Origin of the sequence: Phaeobacter sp. (assembly GCF_022825805.1) — a bacterium.
Taxonomy (GTDB): domain Bacteria; phylum Pseudomonadota; class Alphaproteobacteria; order Rhodobacterales; family Rhodobacteraceae; genus Phaeobacter.
In genome coordinates this window covers 1-19469 of record NZ_JAJDWC010000134.1, presented here as the reverse complement: position 1 = coordinate 19469, position 19469 = coordinate 1, and the positions used below count along the sequence as shown (strand labels likewise).

Sequence of the window (19469 nt, the reverse complement as noted above, 5' to 3'; positions counted from 1 at the left end):
TCGAGCGGTTCTTTGGCAGGCTGAAAGCCTCGTTCCGTCGCATCGCAACCCGATACGAAAAGACGTCACGCAATTTCCTGTCGATGATCAAACTGGCATCCGTCAGACTGTGGATCGAGTTTTATGAGTCGGCTGCCTAGTTGATTAGACAAGGAGCATTCATGACCCCCATTTCCAAATTGAACGGCGTCGGGCCCGCGCTGGCGGAGATGTTTCAGGCCAATGGATTGCCGTCGGTTGAGGCCTTGGCCGCCGCAGCGCCAGATGCTTTGGTGCAGATCCCGCGGATCGGACCACTGCGTGCGGCCAAGCTGATTGCAGAAGCCCGCAAGGTTGCAGGCACGCCAAAGCCTGCCAAGGCGACCACGCAAGCGTCAGCCGACGCCCCGGTGGCCGCCAATGGCAGCGGGGCGCGCGCCACCAAGGAACAGCTCAGCTCCGCCCTTGCCGCGGCGGAGGCCGGACGGATCGCAGCCGAAGCCAAGGCTGCGAAGGCAAAGGCCAAGGCCAAGAAGGCCGCCAAACGGGCAGAACTCCTCGCTGCGGAATTTGCGGTCGCCAAGGTCAAGGCCAAGGCCAAAGCCAAGAAAGTGAAAGCCAAGGCCAAAGCCGCGATCGAGAAGGAAAAGGCCAAGGCCAAGGCGATTTTGGACGCCAAGGCGAGCGAGGCCCCGAAGAAAAAGACCAGCGGTAAGAAGGCTGACAAGCCCATTGGGGACAAGACAGCAAAACAGGCGGCAAAACAGATTAGAAAACAGATCAGCAAACAGGCTGAACGCCAGGCTGAACGTCAGGCGGAAAAGCAGGCCTTAAAACAGGCCGCAAAGCAGGGCAGGAAAAAAGCCAAGAAATAGACCTGCAAATGAAAAACCGGCCCCTGATACAGGTGGCCGGTTTCATTTTTTACAAGCGGTTGCAGCGTGATGTTAAACCAGCTGGCCCTCCGCGCTCAGGGTCAGTTTGCCGCCGAGATAGGGCGCAAGTGCCCCTGGCAGTTTGACAGAGCCGTCTTCTTGCTGGCCGTTTTCCAGCACTGCGATCAGGCAACGACCAACCGCCAGGCCAGAGCCATTCAGCGTGTGCACGAACTCCGGCTTGCCACCATCTGCGGGTTTGAAACGCGCGTTCATGCGGCGGGCCTGGAAATCACCGGTGGTGGAGACAGACGAAATCTCCCGGTAGGTGTTTTGTCCTGGCACCCAGGCCTCGATGTCGAAGGTGCGGCGCGCGCCAAAGCCCATGTCACCGGTACACAGGATCACGGTGCGGTAGGGAATGCCCAGTTTCTCCAGCAGGCCCTCGGCGCAGCGCAGCATACGCTTTTGTTCGTCGTCGGATTGTGTTGGATGCACGATGGAGACCATCTCCACTTTTTCGAACTGGTGCTGGCGCAGCATGCCAGAAGTGTCTTTGCCCGCGCTGCCCGCCTCGGAGCGGAAGCACAGCGTATGGGCGGTCATGCGGATCGGCAGGGCGGCTTCGTCCAGAGTGTCACCAGCAACCGAATAGGTCAGCGGCACCTCAGATGTGGGCACCAGCCACCAGCCATTGGTGGTCTGATAGCTGTCATCACCGAATTTCGGCAGCTTGTCTGTGCCATACATCGCCTCGTCGCGCACCAGCACCGGAGAGTTTACCTCCATCAGCGCGTTTTCATCGACATGGGTGTCGATCATGAACTGCGCCAGCGCGCGGTGGATACGGGCCACCGCACCTTTCAGCATCACAAAACGCGCGCCAGAGATCTTTGCTGCGGTTTCAAAATCCATCGCCGCGGCGACGCCTTTGATCTCAAAGTGTTCTTTGGGCTCAAAGGCAAAGGCCGGGATCTCGCCCCATTTGCTGACTTCGACGTTGTCGTCCTCGTCGCTGCCTGCGGGCACATCCTCGGCAGGGGCGTTGGGGATGCGCGCCAGCATGTCTGTCAGCTTGGCGTCCAGCTCCTTGGCCTCGGTCTGCATTGCAGCGACCTCGGCCTTTTTCTCGGCCACGGCAGCGCGCAGACGCTCGAACTCTTCTGTGTCGCCCTTGGCCTTGGCCGCGCCGATGGCTTTGGCGGCTTTGTTCTGCTCGGCCTGTGCCTCTTCGGCGGCCTGGATCTTGGCGCGGCGCGCCTCATCCAGTGCGAGCACGTCGGACGACAGAGCAGAATCTCCACGGCGCGCCAGGGCGGCGTCGAACGCTGCTGGGTTTTCGCGGATTGCACGAATGTCATGCATGGGTCTGCTCCTATCAAGCGGTTTTGAATCAGTGCCGCCAGCATATGCCGGAAGGGTGAACAAAGGGGAAGGGGGCGCGGACGTTTGCCGCCAGGGTGTTGTGGGATGGCACGTTAGGGGGCGGGGGGAGGTGTGTAGTTGTGAGGGTCAGCTAGCCATCTTTTCCATCCCTTATCAGTATGAAAGAACGATGGGTCTGTCTTTGGCCAGTGGCTTGGCCATCCTGGGCTATCGGTTCCTCGTCCATCCTTCAACGTTGTGCGCGAAACGCCAAAACCGGACACGATCTGTTCATCTTCAATGCGAGCGCTTGAAAAATCGACAAAGCTCAGATTTGCTTCAGAAAGATCAGCCTTTCGAAATTCCGCGTTCTTTACCACCGCAGCGCTTAGGTTCGCTCTCCTCAATTGGGCGTTGGCCAGAGATGCGTGTTGAATAGATATACTACTGAGGTTGGCGTCTTTTAAGTTTGCATTTTCCAACCGGGCCCCGTCTGCCATTGCCAGGCGTAGGTTTGCTCCCTGCATCATAGCATTTTCCAGACCTGTTACTTGGAGTCCTGCAGATCTCAGATTGATGTTGGTTAGGACGGAACCAGCAAGGTTAGCCCCCTGCAGTTTCGCGCTTTGCATTTGCGCATGCGATAGATCCAAGTTCTTAAGATCAAAAGCTTGCAAATTGGCGTTCCGTAGGTCGATGGTTACGCTTCCTGGTTTGACATTGGATATACGCTTCATTCGACCTAGAGCCTGGACTGCGTTTTCCATATCCGACCGCGGCATTCGCAGAGTAAGCTCCCATCTGTGTAGTTCGATTATGTCCACATCTTTTGGTGGGTTTCTGGCAGGCATATCGCGGGAAAGCACGCGAACATAAACGCTCAACAGTCGCGACACTCTGGCTGCCGTGTCTGGGCGCTCGACGACCAAACCCTCCAAACGATCAATAGCCGCGTTCCGGCGCACAATGTCGTCTTCCCAGATGTTTTGCTCACCATCCCAGCGCTGGCGCATGGCGTGAAGGTCTTCGGTGGCAGTGTTGATCTTCTCGTTGAACAGAGTTTCATCTGATGTCTCATTCGCATCACGCGTGAGTTTGACTTTGATCAGGGTCAGCGGGAAGGCAATGACTGCGCCGGTGGTTGCGGTGATGGCCGTGAGACGAACAAGCGCGAAACGTCCGCTGTTGCTCATGTCGCCGTCAGTGGACTGCCAGTAAACGCCTTGGATAATCTCCCAAATCACCGAGAGCAGCCCAACCACCAATAGCCCGAACACAACAGCCCAGAGCGCAGCGCCGATGAATAAAACCGGTGGCCACACAGAATCCAGCCCCAGTTTTGACTGTAAGTCTGCGATTGGTTTGGCTTCGTTTGACGACAAAACAACAATTGGGAAAACGATGAATACGGCGGCGCCCAAGAGGGCGAGGACAGGCAGAAGGCCCGGGTCTGTCAAATCGATCATGGCTGTAATCTGGTTCTGAAAATCAATACCCGCACCCTCTCATTGCCCCTTGATCGGGTCAACTGCGTTTGCGGGGTGGGTTCTGGCCGCCTTAGCCTTGCAAGTGGGGGGCGCAGCGCATAGGTTCAGCGGCAAAAATCTGGGCGTGACAAGCGCCTGTCTCACAGAAGGAATATCCCATGGAAGGTGGCGCAATCGCCCAATTTCTCCCGCTCATTCTGATCTTTGGTATCATGTATTTCCTGCTGATCCGTCCGCAGCAGAAAAAGATGAAAGAACATCAGAACATGGTGGCCGCGCTGCGCCGCGGGGATCAGGTCGTGACCCAGGGTGGCGTCATCGGCAAGGTGGCCAAGGTCAAGGACGATGGCGAAATCGAAGTGGAAATCGCCGAGGGCGTGAAAATCCGCGTTGTGCGCTCCACCATCGCTCAGGTGTTGAATAAAACCGAGCCAGCAGACTGAGCTTTCCTGCTTAACAAATTGAAAAGGCAGGGCAATGCTGCAAATTGATCTCTGGAAGCGGGTGCTCATTTGGCTGGTCTGTGTGACCGGACTTTTGCTTGCCCTGCCGAATGCGTTTTACACGCGCGTCGAGCAGGCCAATGATGCCGCCACCGAAATTTCCCTCAAGGGTGAAAGCCCGGAGCGGTTGGAGGTGGCGGGGCAATGGCCTGCGCTGTTGCCATCGTCGCTGGTGAACCTGGGCCTGGATTTGCGCGGTGGCGCGCATCTGCTGGCCGAAGTGAAGGTCGCAGACGTTTATGCCGCGCGCATGGATGCGCTGTGGCCCGAAGTCCGCGACGCGCTGCGTCCGGAACGCGCAGAGGTCGGTACATTCCGTCGCCAGCCCGCGCCGGATGGGCAGATTCGTCTGAAACTGTCCCGCCCCGAGGGCATGGCCCGCGCGCTGGAGGTGATCCGCGGCCTGGCCACGCCCATCACCACGCTCACCGGCACAGGCGCCAATGACATCACCGTCAGCGGGAGTGGTGACATTGTCACCATCGAGCTGAGCGAGCCGGAAAAACTGGCCTCTGATGATCGTACCGTGCGCCAGGCGCTGGAAATCGTGCGCCGCCGTATCGACGAGGTCGGCACACGGGAGCCAACGATCCAGCGTCAGGGGGCGGATCGCATTCTGATCCAGGTGCCGGGCATCGGCTCTGCGTCAGAGCTGAAAGAGATCATCGGCACCACAGCGCAGCTGACCTTTAACCCGGTTGTGGGGCGTGGCGCGGATGCGGATGCCCCTGCTGGCGTGGGCAATAAGGTGATCCCGTCGCTGGATGAGAGCGGCGTTTTCTATACGGTCGAGGCGGCCCCCGTGGTCACTGGCGAAGAGCTGGTGGATGCGCAACCGTCCTTTGACCAAAACGGCCGACCTGCCGTTAGCTTCCGTTTTAACACGACGGGCGCGCGCAAATTCGGTGATTATACAGGGGAGAACATCGGATCTCCGTTTGCGATTGTGCTGGATGAAGAAGTGGTCTCCGCGCCGGTCATTCAGGCCCATATCGCGGGTGGCTCCGGCATCATCACCGGCAATTTCACCATCGAGGAAAGCACCAACATGGCCATCCTGCTGCGGGCAGGGGCCTTGCCTGCGGGCTTGGAATTCCTTGAAGAGCGCACCATCGGTCCTGAGTTGGGCCAGGACAGCATTGATGCGGGCAAGGTGGCCACCATCGTGGCCTTTGTCGCGGTGCTGGTTTTCATGGCGCTGAGCTATGGTATGTTTGGGTTGTTCGCCAATGTCGCTCTGATCCTGAACATCGGCCTGATCTTTGGCGCGCTGAGCCTGATTGGCGCCACGCTGACCCTGCCGGGGATCGCGGGCATCGTTCTGACAGTGGGTATGGCGGTTGACGCCAACGTGCTGATTTTCGAGCGGATCCGCGAAGAGCTGAAGGCCGGTCGCGGACCAGCACGCGCCATTGATGAAGGGTATTCAAAAGCGCTGAGCGCCATTCTGGATGCCAATATCACCACCTTCATCACCGCTGTGATCCTGTTCGCCATGGGCTCTGGCCCGGTGCGCGGCTTTGCCATCACCTTGGGTCTTGGGATCATGACATCCGTCTTCACCGCCATTTTTGTAACCCGCCTGATCATTGTGATGTGGTTCGAACGGCGTCGTCCGAAAACAATTGAGGTCTGACATGCGGCTGAAACTTATTCCCGAAAAAACCGCCTTCGACTTCTTCAAGCGCTGGAAGCTCTGGTTGGGAATCTCTGCGGTGATGATCCTGGTCGGCTTTGCATCTTTTGCGCTGCAGGGGCTGAATTTCGGCATCGATTTTCGCGGCGGCACCACGATCCGGACCGAAAGCACCACCGAAATCGACGTTGGGGCGTATCGCTCGGCGCTGGAGACGCTGGAGTTGGGGGATGTGTCTATCAGCGAGGTGTTTGACCCCACCTTTGCAGAAGATCAGCACGTGGCCATGGTGCGCATTCAGGCGCAGGATGACGGCGAGTCGATCTCTGGCGAGGTGATCGAGCAGATCAATGCGGCCCTGCAAACCGTGGCGCCGGGCATCAAATTCGTCTCCGTCGAAAGTGTCGGGCCCAAAGTATCGGGCGAATTGGTGCAAACGGCGGTGATCGCGGTCGCTTTGGCGATTGCGGCGGTTCTGGTCTACATCTGGCTGCGCTTTGAGTGGCAGTTTGCCCTGGGTGCCGTGGCTGCACTGGTCCACGATGTGGTGCTGACCATTGGCGTCTTTTCCGAACTGCAGATCAAATTCGACCTGGCGATCATTGCCGCGCTGCTGACCATTGTGGGCTATTCGCTGAACGACACTGTGGTTGTGTTTGACCGGGTGCGCGAAAACCTGCGGCGCTACAAAAAGAAACCCTTGGCAGAAGTGCTGAACATCTCGATCAACGAAACCCTGAGCCGGACGGTGATGACTTCTGTGACCACATTGCTGGCGCTGGTCTCGCTCTATGTTCTCGGCGGGGATGTGATCCGTGGGTTTGTGTTTGCCATGATCTGGGGTGTGATCATCGGCACCTATTCGTCGATCTTTGTGGCCTCCACCATTCTGTTGTGGCTGGGCGTGAAGCGCGACTGGACCAAACCGACCAACACCACGGGCAATCAATTCGCCAATATCGACGCCTGATTACGGGGTGTCTTGCAAATCAGAAGGCCGCGGCACTGCTGCGGCCTTTTCTGTTGGGCGCGCTATTTTGTCGATCGGAACTCCATGGTATGGAGCGCAGAGCCATAGGGCCCACGAAGCGCTCTTGGGCTGAGTGAAAATTCAGGGCCCATAAGCGCACCGGTTTGCGGCGCGGCAACCTGACAGAAGGAGAACCAGATGCGGTTGAACGAAGTTTCCTTTTCCGACGCGGTCCCGGTGGATGGCTACGGCCCGGGCTTCTTTCGTGTGGGCGGAGAGGTGCAGGACGGCCATCTGCTGACCGGCAGCCACAGTACCTCTGTCTGGGGTGGGTATGACGATACCGCGCCTTTGCTGGCGCTTGCGGGTGAGATCGACGTGCTGTTCATCGGCACCGGCGCAGAAGTGGCCCATGTTCCACCAGCGCTGCGCCAACAGCTGGAGGCTGCGGGCATCGGGGTGGAGAGCATGAACTCCCCCGCAGCCTGTCGCACCTATAACGTCTTGCTCTCCGAAGGGCGGCGCATTGCGCTGGCAGCGCTGAGCATCTGAGCAGATCTGTCTCGGCTCCCGTGGCCCAGTGGATTGAGGGCGCGAGGAATTTGGGGGCGGAACAGCGCGCGTTGGCGGGGTATCTGGGACAGCAGATGCGTGGGCTTCAACATCATCATGGCCAGACAATCGGCGCATAGGCCAGCGGGTTGATCTGGCGCAAGGACATCGAACGCAGGATCCGCTTTGCAGGCGGAAGAAACAGGCAGACGCGGACAGTGGGCATGAAGATCGCAGATGTGAGCATTGCACGGGGGGGCGTGCCGGTGCTGGAGGGGGTGAGCTTCCAGCTTGATCCCGGCCGCGCGCTGATCCTGCGGGGACCAAACGGCTGCGGCAAAACCACGTTGCTGCGCACCATCGCAGGCCTGCAGCCGCCCATCGCGGGCAGCATCACCGGTGTCGAAGATGATATCGCCTACGCCGGTCATTCCGACGGCATCAAACTGACGCTGAGTGTGGCGGAAAACCTGGCCTTCTGGGCGGAGGTCTTTGGCAGCTGCGATATTGACCGCGCGGTCGAGGCCTTTGATCTGCGCGCGTTGCTCAACCGACCGGCTGGAGCGTTGTCAGCAGGGCAGAAGCGGCGGCTTGGTCTCGCGCGGTTGATGGTCACGGGGCGGCGGTATTGGGTGCTGGACGAGCCAACCGTCAGTCTGGACCGCGCGTCGGTGGCAAATTTCGCATCCGTGGTGCAGCGCCATCTGGCTGAGGGCGGCGCTGCCTTGATCGCCACCCATATCGATCTGGGTCTGGAGGAGGAGACGCTGGATCTCAGCGCTTATCGCGCCAAACTGCCGGACCTGCAGGACTTTGACGAGGCGTTTTTATGAAGGCCCTGTTGTTGCGAGATCTCAAACTGGCGCTGCGTGCGGGCGGTGGATTTGGGCTTGGCCTCGCGTTTTTCCTGATTGTGACGGTTCTGGTGCCCTTTTCCGTCGGGCCACAATCGGAGCTGTTGTCGCGGATTGCGCCCGGCGTTCTGTGGCTTGGCGCCTTGCTCGCCTGTCTGTTGTCACTGGACCGTGTGTTGGCACTGGATTGGGAGGATGGCACGCTGGATCTGCTGGCGACGGCGCCACTACCCCTGGAGGCGGTGGTCACCATCAAGGCGGCTGCGCATTGGCTCACAACCGCAGTGCCGCTGGTTCTGGTGTCGCCTGTGCTGGGGTTGATGCTGAACCTGCCTGCGGAAGGATTTTCCTGGCTGGTGGTCTCACTGTTTCTGGGCACACCGGCCCTGTCGGTTATCGGCACGTTCGGCGCGGCGCTGACCGTTGGGTTGAAACGCGGCGGGCTGTTGTTGTCGTTGCTGGTTCTGCCGCTTTATGTGCCGACGTTGATTTTCGGCGCCGAGGTTGCGCGCCGCGGGGCTGCGGGGTTTTCGGTTGAAACGCCCCTTTTGATGCTGGCAGGGATCTCGGCTGCCACCATTGCCCTGCTGCCGTTCGCCAGTGCGGCCGTTCTGCGCGTCAATTTGCGCTGAGCTTTCGGTGTGTTTTCGCTGCCGGACAAATTGAGACTTTCGCCAAGAAGAGCTAAGTAGCCACCATGTCGATTTGGAAATTTGCAAACCCCAAGACGTTTTTGACCACCACTGAGCGGCTGCTCCCGGCTGTGTGGGCGCTGGCGGCGGTGCTGTGCGTCGTTGGCTTGATCTGGGGGTTCTTTTTCACCCCTGATGATTTCCGCCAGGGGGCATCGGTCAAGATCATGTTTGTGCATGTGCCTTCGGCCTTCATCGCTATCAATGCCTGGTTCATGATGTTGGTGGCCTCGCTCATCTGGGTGATCCGGCGTCATCATGTCAGCGCTTTGGCGGCCAAAGCAGCCGCGCCTGTTGGGGTGATCATGACGTTGATTGCTTTGATCACCGGCGCGCTGTGGGGCCATCAGATCTGGGGCACCTGGTGGGTTTGGGACCCGCGGTTGACCTCCTTTCTGGTCCTGTTTCTGTTCTATCTTGGCTATGTCGCGCTTTGGGCCGCGATCGAAGATCCCGATACAGCGGCGGACCTGACATCCATCCTGTGTCTGGTGGGCTCGGTCTTTGCGGTGCTCAGCCGTTACGCGGTGCTGTTCTGGAATCAAGGGTTGCATCAGGGCGCGTCGCTCAGTCTCGACAAGGAAGAAAACGTCGCAGATGTCTTTTCCACCCCGCTTTATGTCTGCATGGCAGGTTTTGGCTGTTTGTTCCTGGCCCTTGTTCTGTACCGCACCGGCACAGAGATCAGAGCGCGCCGGGTGCGGGCCTTGATGCTGCGCGAAAGGATGGTGGCATGATGCCCGATCTTGGAAAATACGCCTTTGATGTGCTGGCCTCTTACGGTGCGACCATCACACTGTTGCTGGCACTGGTCGGTGCCACCCTGTGGCGCGGTCGTCGTTTGCGGGCCGAGATGAAAGAGATGGAACAGCGGAGTGGGCGCAATGGCTAAAGTGTCTCCCATCATGGCGCTGCCGATCCTGGTATTTGGTGCCTTTGTTGGCCTGGCTTATGTCGGCATGCAGCGCGATGATCCCGAAGCCCTGCCATCAGCACGCGCGGGACAACCAGCCCCGCCTGTGGTGCTGGCGCCGTTCCCCGGGATCGCAGGCTTTGATGATGCCACCTTGCGCGATGGCGAGGTGAAGCTGGTGAATTTCTGGGCCAGTTGGTGTGCGCCCTGCCGTGTGGAACACCCCAATCTGGATGCCCTGTCAAAAGAAGGGCTCGCCATCTACGGCGTCAATTACAAAGATCAGGAGGCCACGGCTGTCGGTTTTCTCGAAGAGCTTGGCAATCCCTATGCCGGCGTTGGCACCGATGCGCAGGGCCGTATGGCGCTGGACTGGGGGCTTTACGGCGTGCCTGAAACCTATGTGGTGGACGGCGAGGGCACGATCATCCTGCGCTTTGCCGGGCCGATCACCCAGCGCGTGATCGACAACACTCTGCGCCCTGCGATTGAGGCTGCTGCCCAGAACTGACCCGCGCCGCTGACCCGAGCCACTGACCCGAGCCACTGACCCGATCCCATGTCTGCTGCGTGTCGCGATGGCGCGCAACAAAGCGACGACGCAGGATGGGGCAAAAGGAGCATCGGGAACGGGGCTCTATCCCGCGCGCACAGGTCCTCAATGCGGAGCGACCGGACCCCGCGCCTCTGCGCGAACCGCCTGCGCCCAGCGCCCCGGGTTCAGACCACGAGGTAGCTGCGATAGATCTGTTCCTGTGAAATCAACGCATTGATGTCCATGAAATCGCCGCGTTCGGCGCGCCAGGTCAGATAGTTGTCCAACGCCTCTGCCGTGTCCCAGATGTGAAACACCTGCAGCTCGTCATCATCGGTTGATCGCAACAGATACGCGGTATGGCACCCCGGAAACGCGCGGGTTTTGATAATCATGTGTTCCAACATGGCGATCAGTTGATCGCGGTCTTCTGGATTGGGCCGGATCGAAACGACGACTGCATCTTTCAATAGTCTTATCCGTCTAGTCTATGGGCCTTGGCCGCAATGGATTTGGCATGGGCGCGGCGGAAATATGCCGCGTTGCCAGATAGCTTCGACCAGCAAGATTTACGAAACCCTTACGGTGGCGTCGTTTCGGGCGAAAAAAGTCGCTTTTTCGGATGCTGTGTCGCTGCTGTTCCTGTCGGCTGGGGCTGTGGTCCGTTCATATGTGACGTAACGACAGCGGCTGTTGGCGCGTTGCTCGCGGCTTTCTCAAGAATGATTGATTGGTCATTTCACTGCTGCGGCACTACACCTCAGATCCTAGTCGAAAGGTAGGACTTCATGAACGCGATCCGCTCTCTCATTGCTGCGCTGAGTTTGGCGATGCCCTTTGCTGGCGGGGCTGTGGCCCAGGCCGTTGATGCCCAGGCGGCCGATCCGCAGGCTGCGGGCTCTGTGGCGTTTGAATTGCAGAAACCGCTTGTGGTGGTTGAGCTGTTCACGTCGCAAGGTTGCTCGTCCTGTCCGCCAGCGGATGCGTTGTTGCATCAGTTGACCAAACGAAACGATGTGCTGCCACTGGCGCTGCATGTGGATTATTGGGACTACATCGGCTGGAAAGATCAATTCGCAAGCCCCGAACACACCCGCCGTCAGAAAGGCTATGCCCAGATCGGCGGGCGGCAGATGGTCTACACACCGCAGATGATCATTCATGGTCAGGATGATGTGGTTGGCGCTGACGCGATGAAGCTGGCGGATGCGATCGCGGCCCATCGTGGTCGGGCTGAACCGGTTGAGGTGTCGTTGGCACCGCAGGCGGATGGCGAAGTGCTGTTGACCCTGACGGCCAGTGGCGCGGCTGCAATGCCTGACGGGCCTGTGGCGGTGCAGCTGGTGCGTTACACCCCGCTCCAAACAGTTGATATCTCGCGCGGGGAGCTGGCCGGGCACCGCCTGTCCTATGCCAATGTGGTGGAACAGATTGACCGCATTGCCAATTGGGACGGTGCGGAGGATCTGACCCTGCGCGTTGCGCTGACGGATGATTTGCCTGCTGCGGTGATCGTTCAGGCCGCGCCCTTCGGGCGGGTGTTGGCGGCTGCGCGGTTGCAGTGATCGCGCAGGTTGGCGGCCGATTAGGTTTTGGGGGACTTGGCCGTTTTGGGTAGCGGCACATAGGGTTTCCAACGCCGGTGGACCCAGAACCATTGCCCCATATGCTGGCGCACCAGGCTTTCCAGCTGTTGGTTTACCGTCGTTGTCATCGTAACCGCATCGGTCTGGGGAATTTCATCCTGCAGGATGATTTCAAAGTCGAGCCCGTTGTCCTGCCGGATCGCGTAGACCGGGATCATGGCGGCATCGTATTTCAGGGCCAGTTCTGCCGGGACAATGGATGTAACCGCCGGTTTGCCGAAAAAATCGATCTCGGTGCCGCCATGGGCATGCAAATCTGCGACGATGGCAATGATGCCGCCGGTTTTCAGATGCCGCACCATTTCCATCATGCCGCGCTTGCCCTGTTCGAACATCGGCTTTCCGGTTTGTTCGATGGCGTTGACATAATGGGTGTTGAAATAGGGGTTTGCCATGCGCCGATAGAGCGCCCCCATGGTAAAGCCCCGTCGGATCAGATTGGCGCGCGCGGCGTCGTAATTGCCAAAATGCCCGGTCACCAGGATCACTGGCCGATTGGCGGCGCGGGCGGCTTCCAGCGCTTGTAGGCCAGGGCCGGTCACGGGCGCACGCCAGGCGCGTTCCAAGAACGGTTTCGCTGCGTAAAGCTCGGCCACCACGCGCCCGATATTGTCGCTGACCTGATGGCACAATTTAGTGACGTCTTCCTGCGACAGATCGGGGCAGGTCAGCGCAAGGTTCGATCGGATCCGTTTGTGAAAGCCCACCCATGGCGCGGCGGTCCGCAGCACCCAGCCCATAGTCGGAACGCGCAAATGATAGGGGATCAGGCCGATGCCCCGGATGATCCCTTGCAGCACCAGATTGCTGGCAAAGTAGCTGGCGCGCCTTCCAAAAGACAGCTGTGAAGGATCAACAGGCATAGAGGAAAGACATGGCAGAGGGACCTGATCGGTGCGGGCTTGGATTTCGTTGTGACCATAGCTGCTGGTGGGAACAGGCACAAGGAGATGTCTGCTGCGGCCATGCGGGGTCGGGGCGATTGACTGCCCGCATCTGGGGGTCACATATTAAGACGCAATACCAGAGGGTTGACTGTTAGTGTTGATGTAAGATCTGACCTGCTTGAACGCCCCCACCAGGCAGATGACCGTGGGTTAACCAGCGGATACGCAGGCCAGATCCGCAGGCTAAGGTCCTGCTGACGGATCACGATACAAAGGGCCGGACGTGCGCGCTGCGAGCGCATACTGCGTTTCGAAGCGACGGGTTGCCTGACAGGCCAATCACTCGATCAACAGACAAGTCAACTGTCGGGCCAATCGGTTCACCATATTGCGCGCGGCCCGGTAGGGTCGCAGACATCAATCTTCTTCTTCCTCGTCCACCGCCCGCAGTTCGATTTCGCCATTGCTGACCATTTCGCGCAGGACATTCACGATCGTGCTCATGGCGTTTTCGCCAACGCTGCGCTTGACCTTGCCGCGTTCGGCCACTTCTTCGCGAATGTTGGTGGCCATCCGGCTGGACATATTGGCCAGCATGAATTCGCTCGACTCCACGTCTTCTTCGTCGGTGGCAAAGGCGATGGAGGTAACCAGATCCTGCTGGGCCACCAGACGTGCAATTTTGGGCACATCGACCGGGCTGACACGCTGCGCGATGAGCGCATAGGTGAAGATCGATTTGCGAACGTCGCCTGCAAATTCTTCGTCTTCTTCGTCCAGCGCGGTGAGCACCTCATCGCGTTTGGCTGCAGCGGCCTGGGTGAGGATGGCACCCATGCGCTGACCCGGCGTTTCGTCAAAGGCGACTTCTGGACGGGCCTCGATCTGCGCGGCCAGGGACAGACCAATGCGATCCACGGTGTCGGGGGTCACCGCGCCTGTTTGGCTGACAGCATAGGTGATGCGCCGGGCAACGGGGCCGGGCAGGTGGATCAGCATCTGCGCGGCCTTGGCAGTGTCCAGTTTGGACAGGAGAACGGCGGCCACCTCGGTGCTTTCGGCCTGGGCCAGCTCAGCCAGCTCTTCGGGTTCGAGCGCGCGCAGGCGTTCCCATGGGTCGCCAAATTGGCGCACGCCTGCCTCCTTGCGCAGGCGGCTGTGGGTGTAGCGGCTGATTTTACCTTCCATGGCGCTGAGCGCACCGGCCAGACCGTTGGGGAAATGCAGCCCCACATTGTCCAGCATTTCGGCAAATTCATTGGCCACTTCGTTCAGCGTGTCGCGATCCACCAGACCCATGCGCCCCATTTGCTGGGTCAGTTCGATCTGCAGATCGTCGGGCAGGGATTCCAGTGGGATGTCTTCGCCTTCGTTCAGCAGCAGGCGAACGACAATGGCGGCTTTGGCTTTGCCCGACAGGCGGGATTTGCTGGGCCCCGGTGCGGCAGGCGCCAGGGCAGGCATGTCCAACGCCCCGCCGCCGCCAAAATCGGATCCACCAAAATCACCGCCAAAGTCCATATCTCCCATTCCGCCCATGCCGCCCAGAGGGGCAGGCGCGGCGAAATCGCCGGGATCGTTGGAAGATGTCGCCATGGGAAGCGCCAAAGCGTTGTCATTCTGCATTTCTGAGCCCTAGCCAAAAAGATTCTCTTTCTGTTGTTCCACCTTAGGCTGAGACCCGTAAAGAAATGCTAAAAATCAATAGCTTTGGGTCTGCTGCGTTTCCAATGCTAGACGCAGGGAGGCTTCGGCCCAGGTTCCGGTGCCACCGGTTGCTCGGATCGCTTTCCATTGCGCCAGCGCGTCACCCAATCGGCCTTCTTTGACAAACCCCTGACCCATATAGGAGCGCGCCAGATGATTGGCCGGGTCGGCGTCAATCGCCTGTTCGTAATAGACATTGGCCAATTCGGTGTTGCCGAGTTTGCGATGGGTAAAGCCCCAATAGGTGAGCACCCAACCCGCATGTTGATCCGCAGCCAGGGTCAGCAGTTCCTGGGCATCATGCAGGCGGTCTGCATAGGCCAGTTCGCGCACGGTCTGGTAGAGCCCGTCCTGATCCAGGGAGGAATTTTTGATTTTCACGCAGCGCTTTTTGTCCTCGTCCCAGATCCGGCCAACTTTGCATTCCTTGGTGGTTTGCGTCGGTTTCGGAGGGGAGCTGTCGCCGCCGCCTGCGGCAAATGTCGCACCGGCCAGGCACACAGCAGGCAGCGCCAGCAACATACTGCGCACAGCGGTCGGCAGGGCAAGGGCGGGGAAGTTGGAGATCAATGGCATGTCACGGTCCTTGTCATACGTGCGCCAATCAGCATGCGGCGCTCCGGATGAGTGTAGAGCGATTGTGCCAAAGTCAGTATAAAATCAAAGTGAAGGATGGTGACTGTATAGATTCCGGAGTTCGGATTTCAGGCAAGCGAACTGCGGTGGCGCGGACCAGAAACCTAACAACAGCCCGCACAAGATGCCAAACAAAAACGGCTGCCACATCAGATGCAGCAGCCGTGGGACCTGTCAGATAGTTCTGATAAGGGTCTGTTTATTCACCGAAAACCCGGCGGAAAATGGTGTCGACGTGTTTGGTGTGATAGCCCATGTCGAACTTTTCGTTGATCGCCTCTTCGCCCAGAGCCGCGACGACATCCCCATCTGCCAACAGCAATTCGCGGAAATCAACGCGCTCTTCCCAGACCTTCAGCGCGTTGCGCTGCACCATGGAATAGGCGTCTTCGCGGCTCACACCGGCCTGCGTCAGCGCCAGCAGAACGCGTTGCGACATCACCAGACCAGGGAATTTGTTCATGTTGTCGAGCATGTTTTCCGGGAACACCAGCATCTTGTCGATCACGCCGGCCAGACGGTGCAGCGCAAAATCCAATGTGACGGTGGCATCCGGGCCAATGCCGCGCTCGACGGAGGAGTGCGAGATATCGCGTTCATGCCAAAGGGCTACATTTTCCATCGCCGGAATGACCGTCATACGCACAAGCCGCGCCAGACCGGTCAGGTTTTCGGTCAGCACCGGGTTTTTCTTGTGCGGCATCGCGGAGGAGCCTTTCTGCCCCATGGAGAAGAATTCCGCGCCCTCCAGCACTTCGGTGCGCTGCATGTGGCGGATTTCGACTGCGACGTTTTCGATCGAGGATGCAATCACCCCAAGCGTGGCAAAGAACATGGCGTGACGGTCGCGGGGGATCACCTGGGTGGAAATCGGCTCTGGCCGCAGGCCGAGCTGTTCGCAGACATGTTCTTCGACGCGTGGGTCAATATTGGCGAATGTGCCAACAGCGCCGGAAATCGCACCGGTTGCCACATCTTCGCGCGCGGCCAGCAAACGCTGTTTGTTGCGGTCCATTTCGGCGTAGAAGCGGGCAAAGGTCAGGCCCATGGTGGTGGGCTCGGCGTGGATGCCGTGGCTGCGGCCAACGCGAACGGTGTCTTTGTGCTCCAGCGCGCGTTTCTTCAGCGCGGCGAGCAGAGTGTCCATGCCTTCCAGCAGGATATCTGCAGCACGCACCAGCTGGACGTTCAGGCAGGTGTCCAGGACATCAGAAGAGGTCATGCCCTGATGCACAAACCGGGCTTCCTCGCTGCCGACATGTTCTGCCAGATGGGTGAGAAAGGCGATCACATCGTGTTTGGTGACGGCTTCGATTTCGTCGATGCGGGCGACGTCGAATTCCACGTCTTTGGCTTTCCACACGGCGTCTGCATTCTCCCGCGGGATGACGCCCAGATTTGCCATCGCTTCGCAGGCATGTGCTTCGATTTCATACCAGATCTTGAACTTGGTCTCAGGGGACCAGTTGGCTACCATGGCGGGGCGGGAATAGCGTGGGATCATGGGCGAATGCACCTTTATGTGATTGGGCAGCGGATGATTGGCCTATTAGAGGACGCAGGACCATACAGCAAGGTGGTGAGGGTAGAATGAGACAGTTTGCCATGATGATTGCGGTATCATCCGCAGTGTCGGCGCTGGGATCCGTCGCATCGGCAGAAGAGTGGCGTCTTCTCACTGGGCCTCAGGCCCATGTAGCGCTGGAGGGTAAGGCGCTGGTCTATGACAATGGCGCCTCGCAGACGTTCCATGCCTCTGGGCGCACGCTTTATAACGCCGGGCACGACAGCTGGGGCTCCTGGGCAATCCGGGATGGGCAATATTGCTCCACCTGGCCGCCATCGAACCTCTGGGCCTGTTATGGGCTGGAAACCGACGGCACGGCACTGCGTTTCGTCGGTGAGCACGGGGCTATCACCGTCGGGCGTTATCAATAACGCCTGCGCGCCTTGTCTGGTATGGCGTCTGACAAGGCGCGCAGGCTTTTGGTTTTTAGTTACTGAGCCTGCGCAGTCGGCTCTGTGTCCTGCGGCCGGTCATCCAGCCGGGTCATCACCTTGGCACCGTGTTCGAGGGTGCGATGCACCGGACAGCGATCTGCAATCTCCAGCAGGCGTGCGCGCTGTTCGTCATCCAGCGGACCCTTGAGATAGATCACCCGCGTGAATTGATCGATTTTTGCTGGACCAGAGGGCAGGGCGTCCTGGGCGTGTACCTTGTCATGAGAGACATCAACGCTGACGCTCTCTAGCGGCCAGCCTTTACGGCGGGCATACATGCGCAGGGTCATCGACGTACAGGCACCCAGACCTGCTGCCACAAACCCATAAGGCGTCATGCCCTTGTTGGTGCCACCATAGGCCAGCGGCTCATCGGCATAGGTGTGGTGACGTGGGCCGGATTGGACATCCTGCAGAAATCCGCTCGGGTCGGCTTCGGTGACGCGCAAAACGCCCTCGGGCGCACCCGGCGGTGGTGCCGGGGGGGACAGGTCGATGTAGCGCCCGGCCCAAGCGGCAATCACATCGGCTGCGTATTCGGCGTCTTTGGCCCGGGTGATCAGGTGGTCGGCATCATCCAGGGTGACAAAGCTCTTGGGGTGTTTGGCCGCGCCAAAAATCTCTGCCGCGTTGTCGATGCTGACGGTGGCATCCAAAGGTGCATGCATCACCAAAAGCGCGGCATCAAGCGCCTCAATGGCGGGCGTCAGGGATTCTGCGCGGATATCATCGACAAATTGCTTGCGGATGGTAAATGGCCGATCCGCCAGGCTGACTTCGGCCGCGCCCTCGCGATCAATCGTGCTCAGCGCATCAGCAAATTGATGCGCCACATGGCCCGGATCGGATGGGGCCCCAAGGGTGACAACGCCGCGCACAGAGGGCAGACCGGCCCGCGCGCGCAGAACCGCAGCACCGCCGAGCGAATGGCCGATCAGCAAGGTTGGGGCCAGACCACGCTGCGCCAGATATTGGCCTGCGGCGATCAGATCCGCGACATTGGAGGTGAAGTTGGTGTTGGAGAATTCGCCCGCAGAATGGCCAAGCCCGGTAAAATCAAACCGCAACACCGCAATCCCCATCGCGGCCAAACGGGCCGAGATCCGACGTGCGGCCGGGATGTCCTTGGAGCAGGTGAAACAATGAGCAAACAACGCGGTTGATAGGACCGGCCCGTCCGGCAGGTCCAGGCGGGCGGCCAGTTGATCACCAGCGTGACCCTGAAATGAAATGCGTTCGACGGGCATGACGATAGCCTTTGTATGGAGTTGCTTCTAAGGTGCGCCCACAGCCGGTGCAGCACAAGCAGATAGCCGGGGACGTCACGGGAAGGTGAGCAATGGTGACAGCAGTGGGGCCGAATATGTCAGGCCAGCAGGAATATTGTGCGGGACTGGGTGGTTTTGTGCCGAAAACGCCGCGCGATCATGACATGTGGCAGCGCATTGTGGGCTTTTGCAACAGCGAGCCCAAGGCCTTTGACCGAGATCCTGCAACAGGCCATGTGACCGGATCCGCCTTTGTCCTGTCGGCGGACCGACGCTCTGTGCTGTTGTGTCATCACCGCAAACTGGATCGCTGGCTGCAGTTGGGGGGCCATTGTGACGGGCTTGCGGATGCCTATTTCACCGCCTGGAAAGAAGCCTACGAAGAAAGCGGCCTGCGCCGGATCCGGCCTCTGTCACAGCGGGTGATCGACGTTGACATCCACATGATCCCGCAAACGCCGCGGGAGGTTGCGCATCTGCACTATGACGTGCGCTATCTGTTTGTGGCTGAGGCCGGGCAGATTGCGGCCAGTGCGGAATCAAAAGCCCTGGCCTGGGTGCCGCTGAACCGCCTGCAGGAGGTCACGGATGCGCCGAGTGTGCTGGTCCTGACCGAAAAACTGGATGCGTTTCTGGCGGACTGCGGCTGAGGTCACGGCTGTTTGATTTGAGGACGGTCCAGATGCCGTGAGCGTCCAAACCCTCTGACAGTTTGGACGCCCTGATGAGGCCCCTCATATGGGTGTTCTTCATATGGGGCCTGCATCAGGGCGTTGGGATCACGCTTCGCCCGCTTACCACCCTTCAATTTATCCAGACGTTCCAGAGTTTGGGGATTTTTGCGTAGCCAGCGATGGATCTTCTGATAACGCGAAGGCCTGTTTTGAAGAGTGAGCACAGGGAACGGCGGGCTTTTCGAATCCCCTTTTTTCGCCACCCTCGGCGACGTTTTTTTCTTCGGTA

General features: G+C 59.3%; 22 protein-coding genes and 1 pseudogene. 14 read left to right on the top strand and 9 right to left on the bottom strand.

The annotated features are described in order from the left end of the window. Positions 1-140, top strand: a pseudogene (locus Q0C28_RS15535) (IS5/IS1182 family transposase); the annotation flags it as partial. Positions 141-161: 21 nt separating this feature from the next. Then, a complete protein-coding gene (locus Q0C28_RS15530) occupies positions 162-854 on the top strand; it encodes a helix-hairpin-helix domain-containing protein (RefSeq protein ID WP_293577147.1) in 693 nt (230 codons plus the stop codon). 72 nt (positions 855-926) lie between these two features. Here the strand turns inward: Q0C28_RS15530 and serS are convergent, their stop codons facing one another. Continuing rightward, on the bottom strand, positions 927-2219 hold the full coding sequence (gene serS, locus Q0C28_RS15525; protein WP_293577146.1) for a serine--tRNA ligase: 1293 nt from the start codon (positions 2217-2219) through the stop codon (positions 927-929). A 113-nt stretch (positions 2220-2332) separates the two neighbouring features. Then, entirely contained in the window at positions 2333-3685 is a 1353-nt protein-coding gene (locus Q0C28_RS15520; RefSeq protein WP_293577145.1) for a pentapeptide repeat-containing protein, read from the bottom strand. A gap of 179 nt (positions 3686-3864) precedes the next feature. Here Q0C28_RS15520 and yajC point away from each other — a divergent pair, with 179 nt between their 5' ends. The 9 genes from yajC (at position 3865) to Q0C28_RS15475 (ending at position 10337) form a co-directional block, all read left to right on the top strand. Further along, the gene (gene yajC, locus Q0C28_RS15515; RefSeq protein ID WP_293577144.1) at positions 3865-4149 is read left to right on the top strand and encodes a preprotein translocase subunit YajC; all 285 of its coding nucleotides are present in this window, start codon (positions 3865-3867) and stop codon (positions 4147-4149) included. A 34-nt stretch (positions 4150-4183) separates the two neighbouring features. Then, on the top strand, positions 4184-5845 hold the full coding sequence (secD, locus tag Q0C28_RS15510; protein WP_293577143.1) for a protein translocase subunit SecD: 1662 nt from the start codon (positions 4184-4186) through the stop codon (positions 5843-5845). A 1-nt stretch (position 5846) separates the two neighbouring features. Beyond that, positions 5847-6815 (top strand): protein translocase subunit SecF, encoded by a 969-nt coding sequence (gene secF, locus Q0C28_RS15505; RefSeq protein WP_293577141.1) that lies wholly within the window; start codon positions 5847-5849, stop codon positions 6813-6815. A 198-nt stretch (positions 6816-7013) separates the two neighbouring features. Further along, a complete protein-coding gene (locus tag Q0C28_RS15500; protein WP_293577140.1) occupies positions 7014-7367 on the top strand; it encodes an Mth938-like domain-containing protein in 354 nt (117 codons plus the stop codon). Between the two features lie 224 nt (positions 7368-7591). Then, positions 7592-8200, top strand: coding sequence for a heme ABC exporter ATP-binding protein CcmA (gene ccmA, locus Q0C28_RS15495; protein WP_293577138.1), 609 nt, complete (start codon positions 7592-7594; stop codon positions 8198-8200). Further along, positions 8197-8853, top strand: a complete 657-nt coding sequence (ccmB, locus tag Q0C28_RS15490) for a heme exporter protein CcmB (RefSeq protein ID WP_293577136.1) — start codon at positions 8197-8199, stop codon at positions 8851-8853. Before ccmA ends, ccmB begins: the two co-directional genes overlap by 4 nt. Positions 8854-8918: 65 nt before the next feature. After that, positions 8919-9650, top strand: a complete 732-nt coding sequence (locus Q0C28_RS15485; RefSeq protein WP_293577134.1) for a heme ABC transporter permease — start codon at positions 8919-8921, stop codon at positions 9648-9650. After that, on the top strand, positions 9647-9805 hold the full coding sequence (gene ccmD, locus Q0C28_RS15480) for a heme exporter protein CcmD (protein WP_293577132.1): 159 nt from the start codon (positions 9647-9649) through the stop codon (positions 9803-9805). Before Q0C28_RS15485 ends, ccmD begins: the two co-directional genes overlap by 4 nt. Next, positions 9798-10337 carry a DsbE family thiol:disulfide interchange protein gene (locus tag Q0C28_RS15475; protein WP_293577130.1) on the top strand — a complete coding sequence of 180 codons (540 nt, stop codon included), beginning with the start codon at positions 9798-9800 and terminating at the stop codon, positions 10335-10337. The genes ccmD and Q0C28_RS15475 overlap by 8 nt, the downstream gene beginning before the upstream one ends. A gap of 209 nt (positions 10338-10546) precedes the next feature. Here Q0C28_RS15475 and Q0C28_RS15470 read toward each other — a convergent pair whose 3' ends face one another. Further along, the gene (locus Q0C28_RS15470) at positions 10547-10831 is read right to left on the bottom strand and encodes an antibiotic biosynthesis monooxygenase family protein (RefSeq protein ID WP_293577128.1); all 285 of its coding nucleotides are present in this window, start codon (positions 10829-10831) and stop codon (positions 10547-10549) included. A 318-nt stretch (positions 10832-11149) separates the two neighbouring features. On the opposite strand from Q0C28_RS15470, the gene Q0C28_RS15465 reads away from it, so the two are divergent. Further along, on the top strand, positions 11150-11926 hold the full coding sequence (locus Q0C28_RS15465) for a thioredoxin family protein (protein WP_293577127.1): 777 nt from the start codon (positions 11150-11152) through the stop codon (positions 11924-11926). A gap of 20 nt (positions 11927-11946) precedes the next feature. Here Q0C28_RS15465 and Q0C28_RS15460 read toward each other — a convergent pair whose 3' ends face one another. The 4 genes from Q0C28_RS15460 to purB all read right to left on the bottom strand — a co-directional run bounded on the left by Q0C28_RS15460 (position 11947) and on the right by purB (position 16741). Next, positions 11947-12870, bottom strand: a complete 924-nt coding sequence (locus Q0C28_RS15460; RefSeq protein WP_293577125.1) for a lysophospholipid acyltransferase family protein — start codon at positions 12868-12870, stop codon at positions 11947-11949. A 441-nt stretch (positions 12871-13311) separates the two neighbouring features. After that, entirely contained in the window at positions 13312-14520 is a 1209-nt protein-coding gene (locus Q0C28_RS15455) for a FliG C-terminal domain-containing protein (protein ID WP_293577123.1), read from the bottom strand. A 75-nt stretch (positions 14521-14595) separates the two neighbouring features. Continuing rightward, positions 14596-15177: a hypothetical protein gene (locus Q0C28_RS15450; RefSeq protein WP_293577121.1), complete on the bottom strand. Its 582-nt coding sequence runs from the start codon at positions 15175-15177 to the stop codon at positions 14596-14598. 259 nt (positions 15178-15436) lie between these two features. Then, entirely contained in the window at positions 15437-16741 is a 1305-nt protein-coding gene (purB, locus tag Q0C28_RS15445) for an adenylosuccinate lyase (protein ID WP_293577119.1), read from the bottom strand. 86 nt (positions 16742-16827) lie between these two features. Here purB and Q0C28_RS15440 point away from each other — a divergent pair, with 86 nt between their 5' ends. Continuing rightward, on the top strand, positions 16828-17175 hold the full coding sequence (locus Q0C28_RS15440; RefSeq protein WP_293577117.1) for a hypothetical protein: 348 nt from the start codon (positions 16828-16830) through the stop codon (positions 17173-17175). Positions 17176-17234: 59 nt separating this feature from the next. Here the strand turns inward: Q0C28_RS15440 and Q0C28_RS15435 are convergent, their stop codons facing one another. Then, complete coding sequence (locus Q0C28_RS15435) at positions 17235-18485, bottom strand: bifunctional alpha/beta hydrolase/OsmC family protein (protein WP_293577115.1); 1251 nt, start codon at positions 18483-18485, stop codon at positions 17235-17237. Positions 18486-18577: 92 nt separating this feature from the next. On the opposite strand from Q0C28_RS15435, the gene Q0C28_RS15430 reads away from it, so the two are divergent. Further along, a complete protein-coding gene (locus Q0C28_RS15430) occupies positions 18578-19156 on the top strand; it encodes an NUDIX hydrolase (protein WP_293577113.1) in 579 nt (192 codons plus the stop codon). A gap of 2 nt (positions 19157-19158) precedes the next feature. Here Q0C28_RS15430 and Q0C28_RS15425 read toward each other — a convergent pair. Further along, positions 19159-19469, bottom strand: a 311-nt coding sequence (locus Q0C28_RS15425) for a hypothetical protein (RefSeq protein ID WP_293577111.1), incomplete at its 5' end; no start/stop codon positions are given.